This is a genomic window from Tigheibacillus halophilus (genome assembly GCF_042683165.1).
In the GTDB taxonomy this organism is placed as follows: Bacteria; Bacillota; Bacilli; order Bacillales; family Amphibacillaceae; genus Tigheibacillus; species Tigheibacillus halophilus.
This window is the reverse complement of record NZ_JBHUIZ010000015.1, coordinates 220,750-241,089: the sequence shown is the minus strand read 5'-3', so window position 1 is coordinate 241,089 and position 20,340 is coordinate 220,750. Positions and strand designations below refer to the sequence as shown.

Sequence of the window (20,340 nt, the reverse complement as noted above, 5' to 3'; positions counted from 1 at the left end):
GAGATCAACCTCCCAGTAATGTTTTTTGGTAGTTTAGGAGTATCCCCGCAGTTGGAAATGCGGCATAGAGAATACAATTTCGCCTTACCGTCACTATTCAATCAAAAAAACGCAAATGATGGAAAACCCTTATTCAATCATCTCCTTTATCTTCGCAATTTTTAATAATTTCCTACAATTTAATGGTACTACATATGAATAAACTCGTGTATTGGGAAAGTTAGTGGTTATTTAAGCCGTTTTATGGCCTATTTTGGATGTTTTTCTTTCCAGCTTTCCGCTGATTATGCCGATTTGCGTCGAAATGGGGCATTTCATCTGGTCAAAGCTTTGAGGAATTAGATAAGAGGTAAACAGTATTAAATATTTGTCGAAACATTTCAAGCAATGGCCGCTTACCCAGATATCATTAAGTGCAGACAAAAAATCATAGTCGAGTCTCACACTTTGTGATCAAGGCAAAGCCACGCATAGTAATTGCTGTATAGAGCAGGAACAAAAAAAGGAGCCCTCCTAATAAGAAGCTCCCTTAAAGTAAACAGATTAAAAATCTATTTCAAAACTTTTGTAGCAGGCGCAAGACAGCTTGTAGTTTACACCACCTTTTCCTTCTTCTCACGTCTTATTGCGGTCGGAATAACCGACTGGTTAGCGTTCTTAAATAACATACTTACCGCATACATCACAATAAAATTGACGGCAAGAGAAACTAAACCGATATTAATACTGAATAAGTTGATATCATTAAAATGCATCACAACAGCAGTTGCTGTACCAGCAATGATTCCTGAAATAATTCCGGCTGGTGTAATTTTCCGGAAGAAAAAGACTGCTAATAATCCCGGCACAAATTGGGCAAATCCATAATATGCCATTTCAATAATGTTTAGCATTAACTGCGGAACATAGACCGTTATGAACATTGAAATGACCAGATAAAATAACACAAAGATTTGTACCCATTTCCGCTGAGATTTTTCCGGTATTTTGTGTACTAAATTTCTGGTAACCACCCCACCGAGACTTAAGCCAATAACAGCTAGCACCAGGATACCAGATAACGCTGCACCAGCAGCAACCAAGCCAACTACCCATGGCGGCAAAAGGGCGAGCGCAGAAGCGATAAACGCATTATTGGGCTGGTCTAAATCTGGAATTGCTACTAAAGCATAATAAGCAGTCACCACTAAGAAAGGATACATGAGCATATACAAAGGCATAAACCGCTGGGTTTTCTTCACTGTTACTTCTGATTTAGCAGTCATGACCGCGGCAACGATAAGTGCAAAGTTAAAAGCAATCGCTTGCACAAAAGAAGTAGTGACTGTATAAACAATTTCATTCGTACTTCCAATGGTTACAGGAGCGCCCTTTTCTTTCACAAGCGCAAATAGATCCGAAACACTTCCAACTTTTACAATGACGATAATACCAACCACAACGATAGCGCCAAACATTAAAATATCTTTAATAATAGAAATAAGCGCTGGAGCTTTTACACCTGAAAAGGAAATATAAGTATAAGCCAGAGCCCCGGAAATTAACACAGCAATTAGAGGGGAAAGATTAAATCCTAAGGCACTAAGTGCTACAATGAGACCCTGAAATTGCAGCTGTGCCCATGGAATAAGGAAAATCAAAAAGGCAAGGGTGACGGTCAGTTCTAACCCTCTATGGGAGTAGTGTCCCTTAAAAATATCTGGTAAGGTCATAGCACCATACTTTTTACCAGCTCGCCATATTAATGGTGCAATATAATATCCTACAGGATAGGCAAGCAGAATATAAGCTAAGAACCAAATACCATAACTTGGACCCATAGCATAAATACCACCTGGAAATCCTATCATTGTACCAATACTATAAACCTCACCAACAGCCAGGAAAAAAAGGATTATCCCACTAAATGATCTGCCACCTACCAGGTAGTCTTCAACATTCGTTGCATCTTTTCCACTGCGGGAAAGGACAGCAATGATGAGGGTTAAAAGAATAACTCCTACAAACACAACGGTTGTCATTATTCCCCCCCTCCTTCTTCAATACCGTCCTCATAAACTTTGCGGTCAAAAAAGTGCCATGAAATACAAAGACACACTGTTGTTAGTGGAAACCAAAGAAACACCCAAAAATAAAGGATTGGGAAACCTAATATAGTCGTATCCATTTTGCTAGTGAAAAAGATGCCTCCTAAAACACCGGCGAAGGGTATGACAAGTCCTATCAACAAACTTGCGAACTGTCGTGATAACATTATATCCCAACCTTCCCAATCGATAATTATGTTTAATGAGATACCAAAACCCCTTTTTCATACACAACATTTCCGTCTATAATAGTCATCAAAACAGGAATATCCTTAATTTCAATTTGGTTTATCTTGGTAGGGTCCTTCTGAAGAACAGCAAAATCAGCTTTTTTACCTATTTCTATGCTTCCTGTATGCTGTTTATCAAAATTCAATTTTGCCCCATATATAGTCATAGAACGTAACGCGGTTTCGACATCAATTCGCTGATCAGCCCCTAACACGTTTCCTTCTCTCGTCAAACGGTTAACCGCCGCCCACACAGAAAACAAAGGGGAAATAGGGGTAACAGGACAATCCGAATGTAAAGTAAACAATAAATTGCGCTCGATAGCATCTGCCAATGGGCTGATTCTTTTTGCACGTTCATGTCCTAAAAAGACCTTTTCATGCCGTTCACCCCAGAAATAAACATGATTGATAAAAAATGATCCCGCTACACCAAGTCTCTCCATCCGATCTAAATCCTCTAAAGTTGCGGTTTGTACATGCTCAATGCGATGGCGATGATCTTTGCGTGGTGATCGTTTTAAGGCATATTCAAATGCATCTAATATGGAACCAATTGCACGGTCCCCATTTCCATGTATAGCAATTCGAAACCCTCTTTTATGCAAGTCATATATTTCTTCATTAAATGCCTCTTGATCATGACATAAATCCCCGTGTAACGTAGCATCGCATTCATATGGTTTCCTTAAAGCACCCGTCAATCCTTGAATAGATCCATCCTGAAACATTTTTGCACTATCAAGGCTTGCCATTCCATTTGTGCGGTTTTGAATTTCCTCATTTAGTTCACTTGCAGTGTATTCTGCAAACGGTCCGTTCGGTCGCATGAGATCATGCATAACCATGAGTTGCATCCGCAGCGGATTTGCATGCTTTTCAATCGCTTTAAGATGGAACTCCAAATCATTTATTCCTTTATCAAGGCCGACACCAGCGTCCGTGTTCATCGTAATCCCTTGAGCGAGATAATCCTTTATAGCTGCCTTTAATAGTGCCGTTTGTTCGTCCACTGACTTATCAGGAATTTTAGAATAGACCGATTCTATTGCATCAAATTCGTATAGGACCCCATTAATTCTCCCCGAATCATCCCGTCCGAAATAGCCAATTGCGGGATCTGGCTGGTAATCGTCGACTCCTGCCAACTGCAGTGCTTTCGAGTTAGCGACTGCCAGGTGTGCACTAATATGCTTTATACAAACTGGATGGTTTGGCGCAATGGCATCCAAATCTTCACGAGTAGGATGTCTTTTTTCTTCCAGAAGGGTATCGTCATATCCATAACCTAGAATCCATTCTGTTTCTGGTGTTTGTTCTAATTTTTTGCTGATATTCTTCTTAATGTCTGAAATCGTTTGATTGAGGGGAGAACTGCAATTTACCTGACCTTTTGTTTGCGCATACATGGGTAAGTGATTGTGTGTATCAATAAATCCTGGGATTAGTGTGGCCCCTTTCAGATCAATGACTTGTGTGGAAGAGGAAATTGTAATATTATCCTTTTCCGGCCTTGTCCCCGGCCATATTCCAACAATTCGTCCATTCTCTACGGCAACAGAACCCGCACGTTGCCCTTTCTCATCCAAGGTTAGAACATTAGCATTTGTAATTAACAAATCAGCATGTACCAAAATAAAACCTCCTGTATTAATATTGGTTTTTTTCAAAAAAATATGGAAAGAATGCTTTGCTTGATAGAAAAGTAGGTAAATTTAAGTGATGTTTGAAAAAATGAAGTGAGTAAAGTGGAAGGGGAGGTCAAGTAACACCAATCCCTTCATCATGATGTCCGAACCAATGTAAAATGAAGCAGTGGTCTAGTTTGTGAAAGGTACCATATTATGTTATTGATAATATTTCTGAATCATTATGGCGTCCAAAAATTCAAATATTATAAAGCAATTTCATCCTATTTTTTGTCATTTTCTGCTGATCAAATATGTGAAAACTTAATACCATTCCACGGAACAGTTCCCAATCCTACATCGGCCACCTTAGCAGTCTTAAGGACATAATACATTAAATGGCAATCCTCTATGGTCAGACCAAACATGTAGGATAATCATTGCAACTTATTAAGGTATAAGATTTTCTTCTTACAAATCAAATTTCCACCTCCAATTTCTAATTACGAGAGTCCAGCGGGATGTATTTTTACAAATCGTTCCATTGGTGAAGACCCTCGCAAAAAGGTATTATAATTTAAACATTGGCTGATTGATCTGTCAATATTTTTAAATAGTTCAAATTATTGTTTTGTACTATATAATATATAGTTATTTTTTATAAAACGTTCATGACAGATTTTGGGTAAGTTCGTTAAGGAAATGAAACTCCTTATCTTAAATGGCCTTGTGACGTTTCCATCTGAATGTCTTGAAACCGCTTCACTTGTATTAGTTTTCACCTCCCTACAGTCGAAAAAATGCAGAAAGTGAGCTGGCCAGTACATTCTGGCCAGCTCACTTCAATTTAGTCTGCAAAATGATTTTTCGATTCAATAATAAGCTCTATAGCTTTTGGTACTGAATCGACATCCCAAACGGGCAAAATCCACGGGGGCGTGTTTACTGTTACCTCACAGTTTTTTCTGACAGACACTAGTGGATTTTGTAACCAAACAGCGTGCATACCTGCACGATTCGCCCCTACTATATCTGTATCCCAAGTATTACCTACCATGATACAGTCCTTTGGCTTAACACCTATTTTTTGCAATACTTTATTGAATACAATTTCATCAGGTTTTTGCGGAATGTCAGGATCCAATTCTGACTGAGTAGCGTATACATACTCAAACATTTCAAGAACTCCTAATCGATCTAACATCCTTATTACTGTTGCACTATCACTGCTTGCAGTATTACTCAAAATCACATTTTTTAACCCTAAACTCTCTATCTTTTTCAGCGTTTTGACCACGTTAGGTCTTAATTCTATATTGTTATATTGATCTAATGGTTTATAATCCGTACCTCCCGGCGGTGGTGTGGTGATAGTCTCCCCCAGGTCCCAAATAATGCATGAGATCATGGCTAGCCCCCTAACATATATATTACCAAGTAACTTTACTGCCCATTACTTCTTTGAAATCTGAATAAACTGGTATGGACAAATCAACGCCATTGCCTTCACAGATAAGATATGACAATACTTGGTATGGAACCACTAATGCCAGTGGTGACATTAACTCATCTACATCTATATGGAGTCCTAAAATATCCTCGTTATTGGAGGACCCATTGGTAATTGTATATACATTATGGCAATGTTGGCTTACAAAATCATTTAGTTTTCTAGAACGATCATATGGTCCCGAATTCTCTATTTCTGTAAAAATCACCATATAATTTTTATGAAGCTCAAATATTGGACCGTGCATGTATGCTTCAATTTCCAATCCTTGCGTAGGAACTCGAACTGTTTCTGTAAATTTTGTTTCTGCTTCACGTACAGTACCGACATTCGGCCCGTAACCTAACGGAGATATGCGACTCGCCCCATCAAATTGCATCTTGTGGTTCTGATAAAAAGCTTTGGTTTTAAGAATAATGTCTGGTATTTTATTTACAATCTCCTCTAATTTTTCCATCTCTCTGTTTGCAATATCTCTTGAAACATGACCTGATTCAACTGCCAAGTCGATTCCCATAATCATTAAAGACAAGATTGTAGCCGAAACACCTTTTGTGGAATATCCTACTGTTTCAATGCCGCACCCCATGTCTAATGAATTGTCTACCAGTTTTGTAATGGGGCTGTCCATAATGGAAGTCAATACGATAACAGGTTTATCGCTGTACTTCGCCTTCTTAACAGCATTTATTGTAGATGTGCTTGTACCTCTTTGTGACACCGCAACAATCATATCCACGTCATTTGGAACCTTACCATATTCGTTGAAATTGTAGGGTTCCTCAATATCAATATGAACATTTGCAATCTCTTCTATATATAATTTTGCTGAAAGAACAGAATTAAATGAAGAACCAGTAGCTAAAAATAAAATTCTTTTTATCTTTTTATTCTTAATTACTTTTTGCCAGTTGCCTAAGTTTATTTCCCGGTTGGAAAGAATAGATTTCAATACTAGTTCCTGTTCATTAATGTAATCCATCATCGTGTTCATTAAAATTTCTCTCCTCTATTTTTTATTTTGTTGGTTCAACGCCAAAGACTCCAACCCATGTGAACAGAATTCCTATGACAAAAATTCCCAGTAATAACGTAGTTGTTTTATATCCTTTTCCTAACAGCCAATAGATTACCCAAAAAATCCCTAATGGAATAAGGCCAGGCATAATCTGATCAAGAATGCTTTGAACCTTCGTTGCAGAATCCCCGACTCCTATTTTTAACGGTACATAAGTTTTAATCATTGTGGCGCTCATCCCGCCTATCACCAGAAGACCAAGGATAGAAGCTCCATACGTCAGTTTTTCCATCAAGCCGGAGGAGGATAATTTACTTAAAAAACTAGTTCCTACACGGTACCCTATTTGTAGATACGTATAAGAAAGAATAACCGTCGGCACGTTGAAAATAAGGAAAAAGAGAATTACCCCTAAAAAATTACCTTTCAAGGCAAGTGATGTCCCTATACCAGTTGCAATCAATCTAATCGTTCCCCAATACAAGGAGTCGCCAATTCCGGAAAGTGACCCCATCAAACTTGCCTTAACGCTATTGATTGTACTTGTATCAAAGTCCTTCGAACGCGCATTTTCCTCTTCCATTGCCACCGTTATTCCGAAGATAAAGTTCGAAATATAAGGGGTGGTGTTAAAAAATTCCAGATGACGCTTTAGTGCTTTGGCCATTTCTTCTTCATGTTTATACAATTTTTTGAGGGCTGGGATCATCGTAAAAGCAAACCCTAACGCTTGCTGACGTTCATAATTAAAAGAGTATTCGAGTGTTAATGACCGCAGAAAAATCTTATTCAATAGACTCTGCTTCTCTTTTTTGTCCTTAGAAGTCTTCATCATCATCTTCCCCCTCTATTGCCTGATTCTCTGTTCCAGCTAAATTTGGACGTGGACCACTGATATTAGTCATGATTAGAGCCACCATCGCACCTAACACAGCAATTGCAATAACTGGCAATTTCAAATAGGCTACCAATGCAAAGCCAATAAAAAAGTATGGAACAACCTTTTTATTGATCAACATTCTTCCCAGTAATGCAAATCCAAGAGCTGGTAAAATTAGTGTTGCAACTTGCAAGCCATTCTGTACAAATTCTGGAATCATATTTAATAGATTTTTCACCGTATTACTACCGATAGCAAAGGAACCTCCTACAATCAGGGCCAATAGAAGTGACAAACCTGTTCCAATAGTTAAATGCATTAATTCGACACCACGTAATGACCCTCTTTCAGCGTAGCTGTCTGCCTTATGTAATAAAGCAGGGGCAACCAAAATCATATAAAGGTTCTTGAGAATAAGTGCCAGGGAGGCTATTGGGAACGCTAACAACAATGCTGTTGAAGTTCCCGTCCCAGACGCTATAGCGAAAGCTGTTCCAAGCATACCTCCTGTCAGTATTTCCGGAGGAACAGCTGCTCCAACTGCAAACAATCCAATAAATGCCAACTCGAGAGTGGCACCAATTATTATCCCTTGAGTCATGTCTCCTAAAATCAACCCTACAACCCAGCCAGTCAAAATTGGACGATTGAACATATTCCTTCCTACTAATAAATCGAAAATACCCATTGCTAATGCTGCAATAAATAACAACAATGCTGTCATATGACTAACTCCCCTTTAATTATTTCAACACATCCTGGATTTTCAATTTCTTATCACCCGGAACCGCCCTTGCTTCGACCTCTATCCCTTTGCCAACTAATTCTTTTAACATACTTTCATCTTCATCAGTTATATTAACCAACTTTGATAATTGTTTTGTTTCTTCCGTTTTCTTTAAATTACCTAAATTAATTTGATGAATACCTTCTGTCCCCATTGCTAATTGATAGGCGTCTTCTACGCTTTCCACTACAATAAACAACTTATACTTATCAGTTACGCCACTATTAATAGCTTTGACAGAATCCTCAATACTCTTAATGACTAATTTGATCCCCTGTGGCTTAGCCATTTTTATCATACTTTTCCTTAATTCATTAACTGGTACATCGTCATTTGCTATCAATAGACTATCGATATCCAGGTTTTTTGACCAGGAAACAGCAACTTGTCCGTGAAGTAAACGGTGATCAACGCGAAGTAGTTTTATCATAATTATTCTTCCTCTCTTAAAAATCCTCGTCTTTTGTCTTTTTTTGGCTAATCAGATTACAATATATCATTGTATCCTTAGCATTTTTTAATGATGATTCGATTAGTTCATCAGTGAATATATTGCTATTCATTCTTGTAACAAGTTCAATAACCAATGCCAAGTTTAGCCCCGCAATTAAATGAACTCTCTTATCGTTCATTATTTTTAAGCTTTCATTATTAACACTGCCTCCAAAAATATCTGTGATAATAATCAACTCATCACTTATACTGATTTGGGCAAGAACTGATTTCAATTGTGACTTAAAATCACTTTCGTCATTTTTATAAGCACTGATGACAAAAATATTATCATGATGACCTGTGATCATTTCCAAGGAATCCAACATACCTTCCGCAAGATTCCCATGGGATGCGAGTAATAGATACCTCAAATTGTTACTCTCCTTCTGTTAGAAAATAAAAAGTTTTTTCGTCTTGCTGAAACTTCAATCCGCTTGCCTCCCTCATTTTAAATTCTTTTTCAATACTACATATGCAAAAAGCGTGCCAAATAAGTGGCACGCTTAAACTGAATTGTGTTCTTTTGTCTAGAAATGTTCTTCTACATGAGGTTCTGCTATTAAATAATCAAATATATATCCAATTTCGGCAAGGTTTATTTTGACACTATAAACCGCTTCAATGACACTAAATGCTTCTTTTATAGTTTCAATTATATTTTTTTGACACTTCTTAAATTCATCTATATGATGATAATTTTCTATCGGTTCTTGTCGGATTAACCGCTCCACAAGACAACTTGTGTGAACGTATAGAGCAACCTTTTTATCATTCGTAAGTCTTTTATTCATGAGGTACTCTAATCTATTTAAGAATTCTTCAACATGCTTAAGAATTTTTTCTTTATCAAGTATGGTAACGGATTCAATTACGCGATCAAGCGAGAAATTACGTAAGATATTATCGTTTATAGTTTCAATCTCCTGGTTGCTTAATTCTTTTTGAAAGACTTTGCGTATTTTTTCTTCACCATGACCAGAAATCAAATCTTCAATAGAAATATATTCGATCTCTTTTACACCTGGATTTGCAGTCCCTACTATTGCCAGGACATCAAAAAGTTTAAATAAAGTATCTGAAAAACTGAATTCTTCTAGCTGCTGATAATCGTAGGGAATGACTTTTATCTCCATTTCGCTTGGAATACTATTTTCCAATAATTTTTGAAGCTGTATCGCAGTTCCCATACCTGTAAAACAACAAGTCAAGATGGCTTTTTCTTTATGGTCTTCCGGATATATTATGTTGTATTCTGTATGATTGGATCCCTTGATTTTCTCAACAATTTGTTCTAGATACATTCCTCTTTCCAACATATTCCCAACGAATATAGCCATCTGCGTTGAAACATTATTAATTATAGCCACTGGTCCTTTCATGTACTTGGTGAATTTAGAATAAATTTCCTTCAATGATCCCATATCCACTAAAATAACTAACCCATTTTTTATATCTGTGTATTCAATATACTGATTTACGTTTTTTGCAATATCCTCTATAGATGTATCAAGTGGCATATCGAAAGCCTCGAAAATATTTTTGTGAAGCATACGATTGGCTACATTCGCAATACTGCTCGCAGTTGCGTACCCATGGGCAACGATTATTGCTCTTGGGAAGTTGTCATTGTTCCATGCAATAGATTGGCTTCCTAAGTAAAATGTCAATAGTAATTCATCCATCGTACTCATGCTAACATCCAGCTTATTATTTAAAAGTTCAGCAAGTTGTTTCACTAATTGATTTTCTGCCTGGTAATTTTCGACAACATCATGCTCTATCTGATTTATCAATTTTTTTTGTTCATTTGTCCATGCGAAAGGCGAATTGCCTTTATAATATAAAAAATGAGCCATGGCAAAAACAGTATTCCCGTTGAATTTTATGTTATTTGTGTTTTCTAAATAACCAAGAATTTCTTGTACATTTACTGTTATTACTTCCATAAGTGCACTAGTATTTTTTTTTGAATTAAAAATGAATCTGTCAAAGATTCCAAGAATTTCATTGAAAATCCTTTGTTCTAACTGCCTCTTATCCATCTTCTGATGATAACTATCTTGAACCAGACCTAAAATTTTTTCATAAGTTTTTTTTAATTCATTGCTACTTGAATAATTTGATTCCACTAACTGCTCCATATTTACTGATGGGTTAATGATTATTTCATTGTTTTGCTTAAATTTATGATCCTTCGTTTGAATAATACCTCTTAATATGACATCTGGTAAATCATGTAATGATATATTGATTTTACTCGCATATCTATCTTTTGAAAACGAAGTTGCTACTAAAGTCTTTATAGTATTTTTTAAGTCGCCTAGGTTTCCCGGATAAAGGTGTCCTGTAAGTGCATCGAAAGCTCGTCCAGTAATGTGTATTGGCAAATTAACCTTTTTGGACTCATCAATCAAAAACATATTTACAAATTGCGCTTTTTCCCTTGGACCTCGCTCCTCAAGATCCGGGATTTTTACTTGTATAGGAATTCGACGCAAAAATGTTTTAAGAAAATTCTTTTGTAAATTTAGTGTCGTCGCGAAGATAATTCTAACATCCGCGCGATGCCATCCTTCTGTTTCTCCCATTCGCCGGTACACACCTTGATCAAGAAATGTAAAAAGTTTTTCTTGCCCTTCTTCATTTAGGCGATGGACCTCATCCAAAAACAATACTCCGCCATCGGCTGCTTTCAGCATTCCTTCAGTCGTACGTTCAGCACCTGTAAAAGCTCCTTTCACATAACCAAACAAGTTACTGGATAAAAGTTCGGGATTGTTTGCATATTGTGCGCAGTTAAAACTAATAAAAGGTGCTGCTTTTGGCAATACCTCTTTTTCAATGCTAAATTGGTGAATAAGATGAGCAGTATAACTTTTTCCTACGCCTGTCGGTCCGCATAAAATAATCGGCAGGCCACCGCCTGGATATAGTATGGATGATCTCATCTGCTCGATTGCCTTTTCCAGACTGCCATTTACACCAATTAAACGCTCGAATATATCTGTATCTCTGTTCACTTTATCAACCAGTTCTGTTATAGACTCGAAACTGTCAAAGACACAGGAGTCAACAGGAGAAAAATATTTTTCAAACATTGAACGGCTTAAAAAATATACAGGCCGTGTATTAATTTTAATCACTTTTTCTTCTGCTACCATTTCATTAAGGTAATGACTGACTGTGTTTCGTTTAACGTTGAAATGCTCCGCTATTTTTTTGGCAGTCATTTGCGCTGATGGACTACCAACCTGAAATATAGGTGTTTTTTCATCTAGAAAGTGTAGTAGATCTTCCTTCAACACTTTTACCACCTCGTAATGTATAACTTTTTATTAATTCTTTCATTTCATTATAAAACTTACAAAGCTAAAATGCATATTAACTGTTCCTTCAGTACCTGTAACCATTTAAATATGTCAATTTGAGGGGTTATTAATTGTCGATTTGAAAAAAACTAATATCTCAATGATATTATCCCTTCTCCACATCAGCATCGATTTCTATGATTTAAATGGTCAGCAAATAACTCTTTTATTCACATACACAAAACACATTATTTCAGGTCTCAACTTCATCCAGCTTGGGACCTGAAATAATGTGCTTGTCTACACTACAATGCCCATCAAACTTAGCACATCTTTATGCAACAATGAATGAACAAATTCCTTTAGGCTCTACTCCTTTTGAAACTTTATGTTAACAAATTTAAGTGAAATTAATGCGATGACTGCTGTCAGCATAATATATGCACTGATCGCGTAGCCGCTGTCAAACTCCTTTAAAAGAAACGTGGAAATCAATGGAGCAAGTCCTCCCCCGATCACACTTCTTAGCATAAAGGTTATTGCCGATCCGCTAAACCTAAGGTGAGTCGGAAAACTCGAAGCGATTACCGGAGCCAGCGGCGCCCACATCGTAGCATGAATGATAAAGGCGATAATAATTGCCAGGAAAATCAATCCCACACTTTTGGTATTTAGCAGGGAAAAATAAGGAATGGCCCATAATAACAGTAGTACATTTCCGAATCCGAGTATTCTTTTCGGGCTTATTTTATCACTGATATACCCGGTCAAAAATATAACACATATGGACACAATCGCACCTACCAGTGTAGCGTTGACAAAAACAGAATCACCCAGACCCAGATAACTAGTTCCGTAAGTTGTTGTGTAGAAAGCAAATACACCAAAAGCGACATCGCTGCTTACATTGGATAATACGCCTGAGACAACTTGTTTAGGATATTCTTTGAACACTGATACAAAAGGTAGTTTTGGCATTTCTTTTTTATCCAAAGCCTTTTGGAAGGAGGGCGTTTCCAATAGATTAAAACGAATGACTAATCCCACAGCAACCAAAACAACACTTAGAATAAACGGTACTCTCCAACCCCAAGTATGAAAACTATCACCTGAAAATGATATAAAAAGGGATGTCACTGCTGTCCCCAATATTAACCCCAGCGGAACCCCAATTTGTGGTAAAGTAGCCATAAATCCTCTATTTTTATTTGTACCCCACTCCATCGAAATAAGTACAGAACCTGGCCATTCCCCTCCAATCGCAATTCCTTGAACAAATCGAATAACGGTTAGTATGATTGGTGCTGCCAAACCTATCTGTCCATACCCCGGTAATAACCCAATAAGAACAGTCATGGTTCCCATGATAACTAATGTGGCTACCAAGGAAACTTTTCTGCCTATCCTGTCACCTAAATGACCGAATAATATCCCGCCCAGCGGCCTTGCAATATAACCAATAGCATATGTTGTAAAGGTCAGTAGGGTTGCAGTATAAGGGTCATTATTCGTAAAAAACAAATGTGGGAATACCAGAGCAGCCATAGTTCCGTAAAGGAAAAAATCATACCATTCAATGGTTGACCCCAGCACACTTGATATACCTGCAATTCGTTGTTGTTTTTTCTGATCAACGGACACTTTTTCTTTCGCCAGATTATTCATTTCGTACCCTCCTAGAGGCCAGTTTTATATAAATGGGGAACTCTGCTCTTGAAAATAGGTACATCATTTCTAACTTGTTTCACTTTTTCCAAATCCAACTGGATCGTTAATGTCTCTTCCATCTCCTCTGAACCCTGCTTCAAAACATCGCCCCATGGATCTATCACCATGGAATTTCCGCAAAAACGAGTTCCATCATACATTCCAATTCTGTTCGATGAGACAATATACATTTGATTTTCAATGGCCCTTGCTATCTGGAGATTCACCCAATGTTTCGTCCGAGCATCTGGCCATTCGGCTACGATATGCAATACTTGTGCTCCTTCCAGTGCCAGTGTCCGGATCACCTCAGGAAAACGCAAATCATAACAAATGATTAATCCCATTTTGACCCCTTCAAGTTCAAATACTTCCGGGACTCGTTGTCCCCCCGTTAGGTACTTCGGTTCATTCAGCATTGGTACAAGATGAACCTTATCGTATTCATAAACTAATTTTCCTGTACGGTTGAATACAAAGGAGGAATTGTAGTAGTCCTCCACCACTTTATTTGCAACAGAACCACCGATGATATTGACATTTAATTTCGCAGCCAAGTCGCTTAAAAAACTTTTTGTAGGCTCCCCGTTGCAATCAGCGCACTCCGCCAAGTCATCGAGCGTATAAGCGGTAGTCCACATTTCCGGTAATACGACTGTGTCCGGATTGTTTTTTTCAACTTCTCTTTCAGCCCACTGCTTTACTTTTTGTCTGTTTTTTTCCGGTTTACCTGGATAAATATCCATCTGATAAATCGAGTATTTCATTATGCTTCCTCCTTAACAGCTATATCAGTGACCTCATATTCTATTGAAATAGTGTCGTTGGTAATTGGGTCGAACAAAGCTGCCCTAAATCGCTCACCATACTTAAAGCCATCCAGCAGCGGCACCGTTCCTGAAAACACAATACTATTTGTTAAAGCAACCTGTTTCTTCTCAAGGAAATCTTTTATTTCTTCTAAGGAAATAATAGAGGATATCGTGTTTTCCTGGTATTTACACCATTGTCCGTTTACCATCATCTCCGAAGAAAGCACGAGTTGGTCCCAATATTGCAGAATACTGTCGATTTTCCATGCCTTGGCGGCAAATGGTTTATCACAAACTTGCTTGGACTTATTAATGTCCACTGTTTCCAGGGACCGATCGGTATGGTCACTTCCAACCGTTATATAAGCCTCACGGAGAGAATCTCCAAAAATCAAAACGATCTCAGCTTCCCCGCTTGTTTGATCGCCTATCACTTCTATCGATTCAAACTGGGTCACCGTTCGAACACCTACTGGATAAAGCGACGGAACTTCATTTGGTTCTGGCACACCGATTTCGGTAAGTTCTTTGATATGCATCCATGTTTTTTCTTTATCCCTTCCGGAATAGCCGATACAGTATGCTTTATTGATTTTTAGTTTTGCTTCTTCTCCTTCTATTTCCATATTATATAAAGGATTAGTTTGTGATTTTTTCATCATTAGCCCTCCTGTTGTTCATTTTGCCGGTTAATTACTACGAATTGTCTTTCTCAGTATTCACATTGGATTTTGTGATCTCTAAATGTCTTTCCATTAGTTGAACAGCCTTGCTGCTGTCATTATTTTCTAAGGCATGCAGGATTTGCTTGTGCTCTTGAATCACCTCTGCCATCCTGCCTTCTTTCATTAGCGCATGATGGCCAAGCAATCGCGTTAGATTATACATTTCTTGCAATATTTGCTCTAATAAATTTTGATTTGCGAATGATAGAATTTGCCTATGGAAAATTTGGTCCAATTCAATATAGGTAACAGGATCATTATGAAGCATCTCCTGTTCTTGCTCTGAAACAATTTTCCGAAGGGACTGCAGTTGTTCTTTTGTAATATTTGGAACAAGTTTTTTTAGTCCTTCTGTTTCAATGGATAACCGTAAAAACATAATTTGTTCTTTTTCACTTTCCGTAATTTCCCGTACATGGAATCCTTTTCTAGGAATTTGCACCAGCAAACCTTCCTTTATTAAATCAGCTACCGCCTCCCTTATCGGCGTTCTGGAAATTTCCAAGGTTTCCGACAACATTGTTTCCGTTAAAATTTCTTTTTTATTTATCGAACCTGTCAGAATGGACCGCTTCAAATTTTCATACACGATTTCTTTCGTAGTTTTCTTCTTTGCAATCGGTTTCAAATCAATCTTTTTCATTTTTATCCTCACTTATTTGTATGATGTATACATTGTACAGTATACATTTTTGTATTGTCAATATATTATATCTTTATAGAAAAGTCCATGTATTGCAATTCATCTTGTGATTGTTTGGATAATAGGGGTATTGAAGGCTTGTCGCTGAGCGGGAAAATACATTGTTGAAGTAGTAAAGGAGTAGGAAGCAAGGCCATTGAAAAGGTAGAAGAACATCCTATTTTTCATATTTTGAAATTCTTGCTCCACAAACAGGAAACTATGAAAACCAACCCTGCAAGGCCTAAAGAAAAGCTGCAGAGTTGGTTTATTAGTCTAGTCTAAGAGATTTTTGTACTTAATGACAACATTTTCTACGGTAAAACCGTATTTCTCTATTACCTGTTCTCCCGGCCCGGAAACGCCGAAAGTATCAACACTCATCACCTGCCCCTTGCAGCCTGCGTAATCTCTCCACCCCATTTTCGATCCCATTTCTATCGTTAAACGACGTTGGAGGTGTGGTGGTAGAACAGATGCCTTATATTCATCCGATTGCTGCCCGAAAAGATCCCATGAAGGCATACTAACCACATTTACATGAATATTTTCCTCAGCTAGTTTACGTTGTGCATCAACTGCCAGCTGAACTTCTGATCCTGCTGCAATTAAGATACCACTTGGCTCTTGGCTTGCTGGAGAAACGATATACGCTCCTTTGCTGACACCAAATTCTGCAAGTTTTGCAGTCTCATCTAATGTGGTTATTCCCTGTCTGCCAAGCACAAGCATAGTTGGTCGGTCCTGTTGCTTCAGGGCCGTTACCCATGCTTCTCTGGTTTCATTTGCATCAGCTGGGCGAATAACTGAAATGCCAGGCATAGCACGGAATGATGCCAAATGCTCAACTGGCTCGTGAGTCGGTCCATCCTGCCCGACAGCAATACTGTCGTGTGTAAATACATATGTTACGGGTAATTTCATCAACGATGCCAGACGGATGGCCGGACGAAGATAATCAGAAAAAACAAAGAATGTACTGACAAACGGTCTAAGGCCATGTAATGCGAGGCCATTGGCTATGGCACCCATCGCAAATTCACGAACCCCGAATTTTATATTTCTTCCACTGAAATCCTTGCTTTTCATGTCCCCAAATGCTTTTAGATGGGTTTTAGTTGAAGAATTTAGATCAGCTGACCCGCCTACTAGACTAGGCACATTTACTGACAACGCATTCAATGTTTCACTTGCTGCAACCCTTGTAGCTAGTTTATCTCCTGCTGTGTATACTGGAAGCCCGCTGGACCAGCCGTTCTGTAATTTTCCATCCATTAGCATTTTTAACTGCTTAGCTTGTTCCGGATATTCCTTTTGATAAGCTGAAAACAACTCATTCCAAGCGGCTTCCTTTTCAGCTCCATTCTTTTGGATGCTGCTGAAGTCTTCATATACTTCTTCGGGGATATGAAATTCGTCCTCATAATCCCATTGTAAAAATGCTTTCGTACGTTTTATTTCATCTTTTCCAAGCGGATCACTGTGTGCGTCGTGTGTACCTTGGACAGAAGGTGCTCCATAACCAATCACGGTTTTAATTTCGATGATTGTAGGTTTATTTTTTTCATGTCGGGCCGTTGCAATCGCCCTTTCCACGGTATTTACATCGTTTCCGTCTGCAACGTACAAATATTGCCAGTTATAAGCTTCAAAACGCTGCCTGACATCTTCTGAAAATGAATCACTTACCGTTCCATCCAAACAAGTATCGTTGGAATCAAACAATACAATCAAATTCCCCAGTCCTAAGTGTCCGGCAAATGATGCTGCTTCACTAGAGACACCTTCCATCAAATCTCCATCTCCACAAATAGTATACGTATAATGACCCACAATTGGATAGCCCGGTCGATTATAGGTGTCAGCCAAATGCCTTTCAGCTAAAGCCATTCCGACACTAACAGGTATTCCCTGTCCCAACGGCCCAGTAGTTGCTTCGACACCAGGTGTATAACCGTATTCTGGGTGCCCGGGCGTTTTACTGTCCAGCTGACGAAAACCCTTTAAGTCATCTAGTGAAAGATCAAATCCAGATAAATGCAGCAGGTTATACAATAGCATCGAACCGTGTCCGGCTGATAGCACAAACCTGTCGCGGTCAAACCACATTGGGTTCTTTGGGTTAATATTCAAGAATTTTTTCCACAATGTATATGCCATTGGTGCTGCCCCCAGAGGCATTCCTGGATGACCATGTTGTGCTCTTTCTACACTATCTATTGTGAGTGTACGCATTGTCGCTATAGAGACATCAGTTATTGTTTTATTTAAATTAGCCATCAAAATTCCTCCTAGTCGTCATGTAGGACAAATAGTTCTTGTGTTTATTTACCGTCCGTACTCTCTACTTTTTTACCAATCTTTGCTTTACAAATAATAGATACTACTGCGACTATGATAATAGTTGCAATGATACCTGGCTGTCCAAGGAATTTTGCAATATTTCCAAGTATAATTCCAACTGCCAAGAAGTCTGTATCGGAAAATGTTGTGCTGGCGTTGCCCAAGTCGCCAAGCAAAGGCATAAATAGAACTGGTAAAAATGTGATGATTAAACCGTTTACAAACGAACCAAACACCGCCCCTTTCATTCCCCCTCTGGCATTACCAAAGACACCTGATGTGGCTCCCAGGAAAAAATGTGGTACAACTCCTGGCAAAATAACAATACCGCCTGCCAAGAATAGAATGAACATACCAATTACACCAGCTATGAAACTTGAGAAAAACCCGATTAAAACCGCATTCGGCGCGTAAGGGAACACAATCGGGCAATCGAGCGCCGGTTTGGAATTGGGAACAAGTTTCTCGGAAATCCCTTTAAAGGCAGGTACAATCTCAGCCAATATCAGCCGAACACCTGATAAGATGATGAAAACACCTGCAGCAAAGGTAACACCCTGGATAACAGAGAATACAATATAGTTTGTACCATCACTTAGATTTTTCTCAATAAACGAGGAACCTGCAAACAATGCTGCGAGAACATAAATAATGACCATTGTAAGCGAAATACTGACTGAGCTGTCTCTTAGAAAGCTTAACCCTTTTGGAAAATTGATGTCTTCGGTCGATTTCGATCCCTTTTTAAAAAAGGATCCAATACCGGCAGCTGCAATATAACTCAATGTACCAAAATGACCAAACGCTACCTTGTCATTACCTGTAATTTTGCGCATAGTAGGCTGTGCCATTGCCGGGAAAATTGCCATGAACAGTCCCAATGCTACAGAGCCGATCGCAATAAGGTAAGCACCCTTCATATTTGCAACACTTAGTAATATGGCTAAGAAACATGCCATATAAAAAGTGTGATGTCCCGTTAAAAAGATGTACTTTAAATTTGTAAAACGTGCAATCAGAATATTGATTACCATTCCAAAAACCATAATCAACGCGGCTGTTGTACCGAACTTTTCCAAAGCGATTGAAATAATAGCTTCGTTGTTAGGAACAACGCCCTGTACACCGAAAGCTTCCTGAAACATTTTTCCAAATGGTTTCAAAGAATTGGAAACTACCCCAGCACCAGCACTTAAAACGATAAAACCAAGAAACGTCTTTGTTGTACCTTTCGTGATATCAGCTGCAGATTTCTTTTGCATGATTAAACCGACCAGTGCAATAATAGCTACCAGCGCAGCAGGTTGACTCAATATATCTACCAAAACAGATAATAGTTTCTCCAAAGAACTCCCTCCCTTTTACCCGTATAGTTGCGTCCTAAAGAACGCCTTTTTCTTTTAATTTATCTCCAATTTTTTCTTTCAATTCATTCTCGTCCAGAATATTATCCAGGACAACCAATTCACCTAATCCAGACGCGGCATCAGCGAGGTCTTTACCACAAATAAACAGATCTGCCATATCCGATGTTGCCGAGCCTAAATCACTATGTTCAACCTCAATCCCCTCCGCGCTCAGATCCTTCAGCACATCTTTTACGTTCATTTCAATCATAAAACTGCTTCCCAAACCTGAGCCACATACAACTAACATTTTCATTTCTATTTCCTCCTCATTATTGAATTACTTGTTCAATTTGTTTCACAGAATTCGCCTGTTTCATTTGGTTTACTTTCCCACTATCTTTTAAAACCGCTGCTAATTCTGATAATAAGTGCAGATGCTGCTCGTTATCCACAGCTGCTAATACAAATATCAACGACGCATAATGTCCATCTTTGGAAAAGGGGACACCATGATCAAGCTTGAGCAGACTCAAGCCAACTTTGAAAACATCTTCTTTCGGCCTGGCATGTGCAATTGCAACATCTGGAGCGATCACTATATACGGACCTAATTCCTTAACATTATCTATCATGTTTGCAACATATTGTGCGTTAATAAATTCCCGACTTACGAGCGGCTCTGACCCTTGCTTTATGGCATCTTCCCAAGTATCCACACTTGGAAGAATCTGTATCATTTCTTCTGTTAGTATTTCTTTTAACAAACGTTACACTCCTTC

General features: G+C 38.4%; 18 protein-coding genes. All 18 read right to left on the bottom strand.

Features of this window, described 5'->3' with window-relative positions:
- Window positions 1–593 precede the first annotated feature (593 nt).
- On the bottom strand, window positions 594–2,021 hold the full coding sequence (locus tag ACFSMW_RS16990) for a sodium:solute symporter family protein (RefSeq protein WP_390357487.1): 1,428 nt from the start codon (window positions 2,019–2,021) through the stop codon (window positions 594–596).
- The gene (locus tag ACFSMW_RS16985) at window positions 2,021–2,254 is read right to left on the bottom strand and encodes a DUF3311 domain-containing protein (protein ID WP_390357486.1); all 234 of its coding nucleotides are present in this window, start codon (window positions 2,252–2,254) and stop codon (window positions 2,021–2,023) included. Before ACFSMW_RS16985 ends, ACFSMW_RS16990 begins: the two co-directional genes overlap by 1 nt.
- Window positions 2,255–2,286: 32 nt before the next feature.
- Window positions 2,287–3,951, bottom strand: coding sequence for an amidohydrolase (locus tag ACFSMW_RS16980; protein WP_390357485.1), 1,665 nt, complete (start codon window positions 3,949–3,951; stop codon window positions 2,287–2,289).
- An 841-nt stretch (window positions 3,952–4,792) separates the two neighbouring features.
- The gene (locus ACFSMW_RS16975) at window positions 4,793–5,353 is read right to left on the bottom strand and encodes an HAD family hydrolase (RefSeq protein WP_390357484.1); all 561 of its coding nucleotides are present in this window, start codon (window positions 5,351–5,353) and stop codon (window positions 4,793–4,795) included.
- 22 nt (window positions 5,354–5,375) lie between these two features.
- Window positions 5,376–6,449, bottom strand: coding sequence for an SIS domain-containing protein (locus ACFSMW_RS16970; RefSeq protein WP_390357483.1), 1,074 nt, complete (start codon window positions 6,447–6,449; stop codon window positions 5,376–5,378).
- 22 nt (window positions 6,450–6,471) lie between these two features.
- Window positions 6,472–7,308 (bottom strand): PTS system mannose/fructose/sorbose family transporter subunit IID, encoded by an 837-nt coding sequence (locus ACFSMW_RS16965; protein WP_390357482.1) that lies wholly within the window; start codon window positions 7,306–7,308, stop codon window positions 6,472–6,474.
- Window positions 7,292–8,077 carry a PTS mannose/fructose/sorbose/N-acetylgalactosamine transporter subunit IIC gene (locus tag ACFSMW_RS16960; RefSeq protein WP_390357481.1) on the bottom strand — a complete coding sequence of 262 codons (786 nt, stop codon included), beginning with the start codon at window positions 8,075–8,077 and terminating at the stop codon, window positions 7,292–7,294. Before ACFSMW_RS16960 ends, ACFSMW_RS16965 begins: the two co-directional genes overlap by 17 nt.
- 19 nt (window positions 8,078–8,096) lie before the next feature.
- Entirely contained in the window at window positions 8,097–8,570 is a 474-nt protein-coding gene (locus ACFSMW_RS16955) for a PTS sugar transporter subunit IIB (RefSeq protein ID WP_390357480.1), read from the bottom strand.
- A gap of 16 nt (window positions 8,571–8,586) precedes the next feature.
- Window positions 8,587–9,006, bottom strand: coding sequence for a PTS sugar transporter subunit IIA (locus ACFSMW_RS16950; RefSeq protein WP_390357479.1), 420 nt, complete (start codon window positions 9,004–9,006; stop codon window positions 8,587–8,589).
- A 156-nt stretch (window positions 9,007–9,162) separates the two neighbouring features.
- The gene (locus tag ACFSMW_RS16945; protein ID WP_390357478.1) at window positions 9,163–11,937 is read right to left on the bottom strand and encodes a sigma 54-interacting transcriptional regulator; all 2,775 of its coding nucleotides are present in this window, start codon (window positions 11,935–11,937) and stop codon (window positions 9,163–9,165) included.
- Between the two features lie 375 nt (window positions 11,938–12,312).
- Window positions 12,313–13,608 (bottom strand): MFS transporter, encoded by a 1,296-nt coding sequence (locus ACFSMW_RS16940; RefSeq protein ID WP_390357477.1) that lies wholly within the window; start codon window positions 13,606–13,608, stop codon window positions 12,313–12,315.
- An 11-nt stretch (window positions 13,609–13,619) separates the two neighbouring features.
- The gene (locus tag ACFSMW_RS16935; protein ID WP_390357476.1) at window positions 13,620–14,417 is read right to left on the bottom strand and encodes a carbon-nitrogen family hydrolase; all 798 of its coding nucleotides are present in this window, start codon (window positions 14,415–14,417) and stop codon (window positions 13,620–13,622) included.
- Window positions 14,417–15,121: a DUF2848 family protein gene (locus tag ACFSMW_RS16930; protein ID WP_390357475.1), complete on the bottom strand. Its 705-nt coding sequence runs from the start codon at window positions 15,119–15,121 to the stop codon at window positions 14,417–14,419. Before ACFSMW_RS16930 ends, ACFSMW_RS16935 begins: the two co-directional genes overlap by 1 nt.
- Before the next feature lie 37 nt (window positions 15,122–15,158).
- Window positions 15,159–15,830, bottom strand: a complete 672-nt coding sequence (locus ACFSMW_RS16925; RefSeq protein WP_390357474.1) for a GntR family transcriptional regulator — start codon at window positions 15,828–15,830, stop codon at window positions 15,159–15,161.
- A gap of 315 nt (window positions 15,831–16,145) precedes the next feature.
- Entirely contained in the window at window positions 16,146–18,149 is a 2,004-nt protein-coding gene (tkt, locus tag ACFSMW_RS16920) for a transketolase (RefSeq protein ID WP_390357473.1), read from the bottom strand.
- 44 nt (window positions 18,150–18,193) lie between these two features.
- Window positions 18,194–19,558, bottom strand: a complete 1,365-nt coding sequence (locus ACFSMW_RS16915) for a PTS ascorbate transporter subunit IIC (RefSeq protein WP_390357472.1) — start codon at window positions 19,556–19,558, stop codon at window positions 18,194–18,196.
- Between the two features lie 34 nt (window positions 19,559–19,592).
- Entirely contained in the window at window positions 19,593–19,874 is a 282-nt protein-coding gene (locus tag ACFSMW_RS16910) for a PTS sugar transporter subunit IIB (RefSeq protein ID WP_390357471.1), read from the bottom strand.
- Between the two features lie 16 nt (window positions 19,875–19,890).
- Window positions 19,891–20,325, bottom strand: a complete 435-nt coding sequence (locus tag ACFSMW_RS16905) for a PTS sugar transporter subunit IIA (RefSeq protein WP_390357470.1) — start codon at window positions 20,323–20,325, stop codon at window positions 19,891–19,893.
- Between the last annotated feature and the right edge of the window lie 15 nt (window positions 20,326–20,340).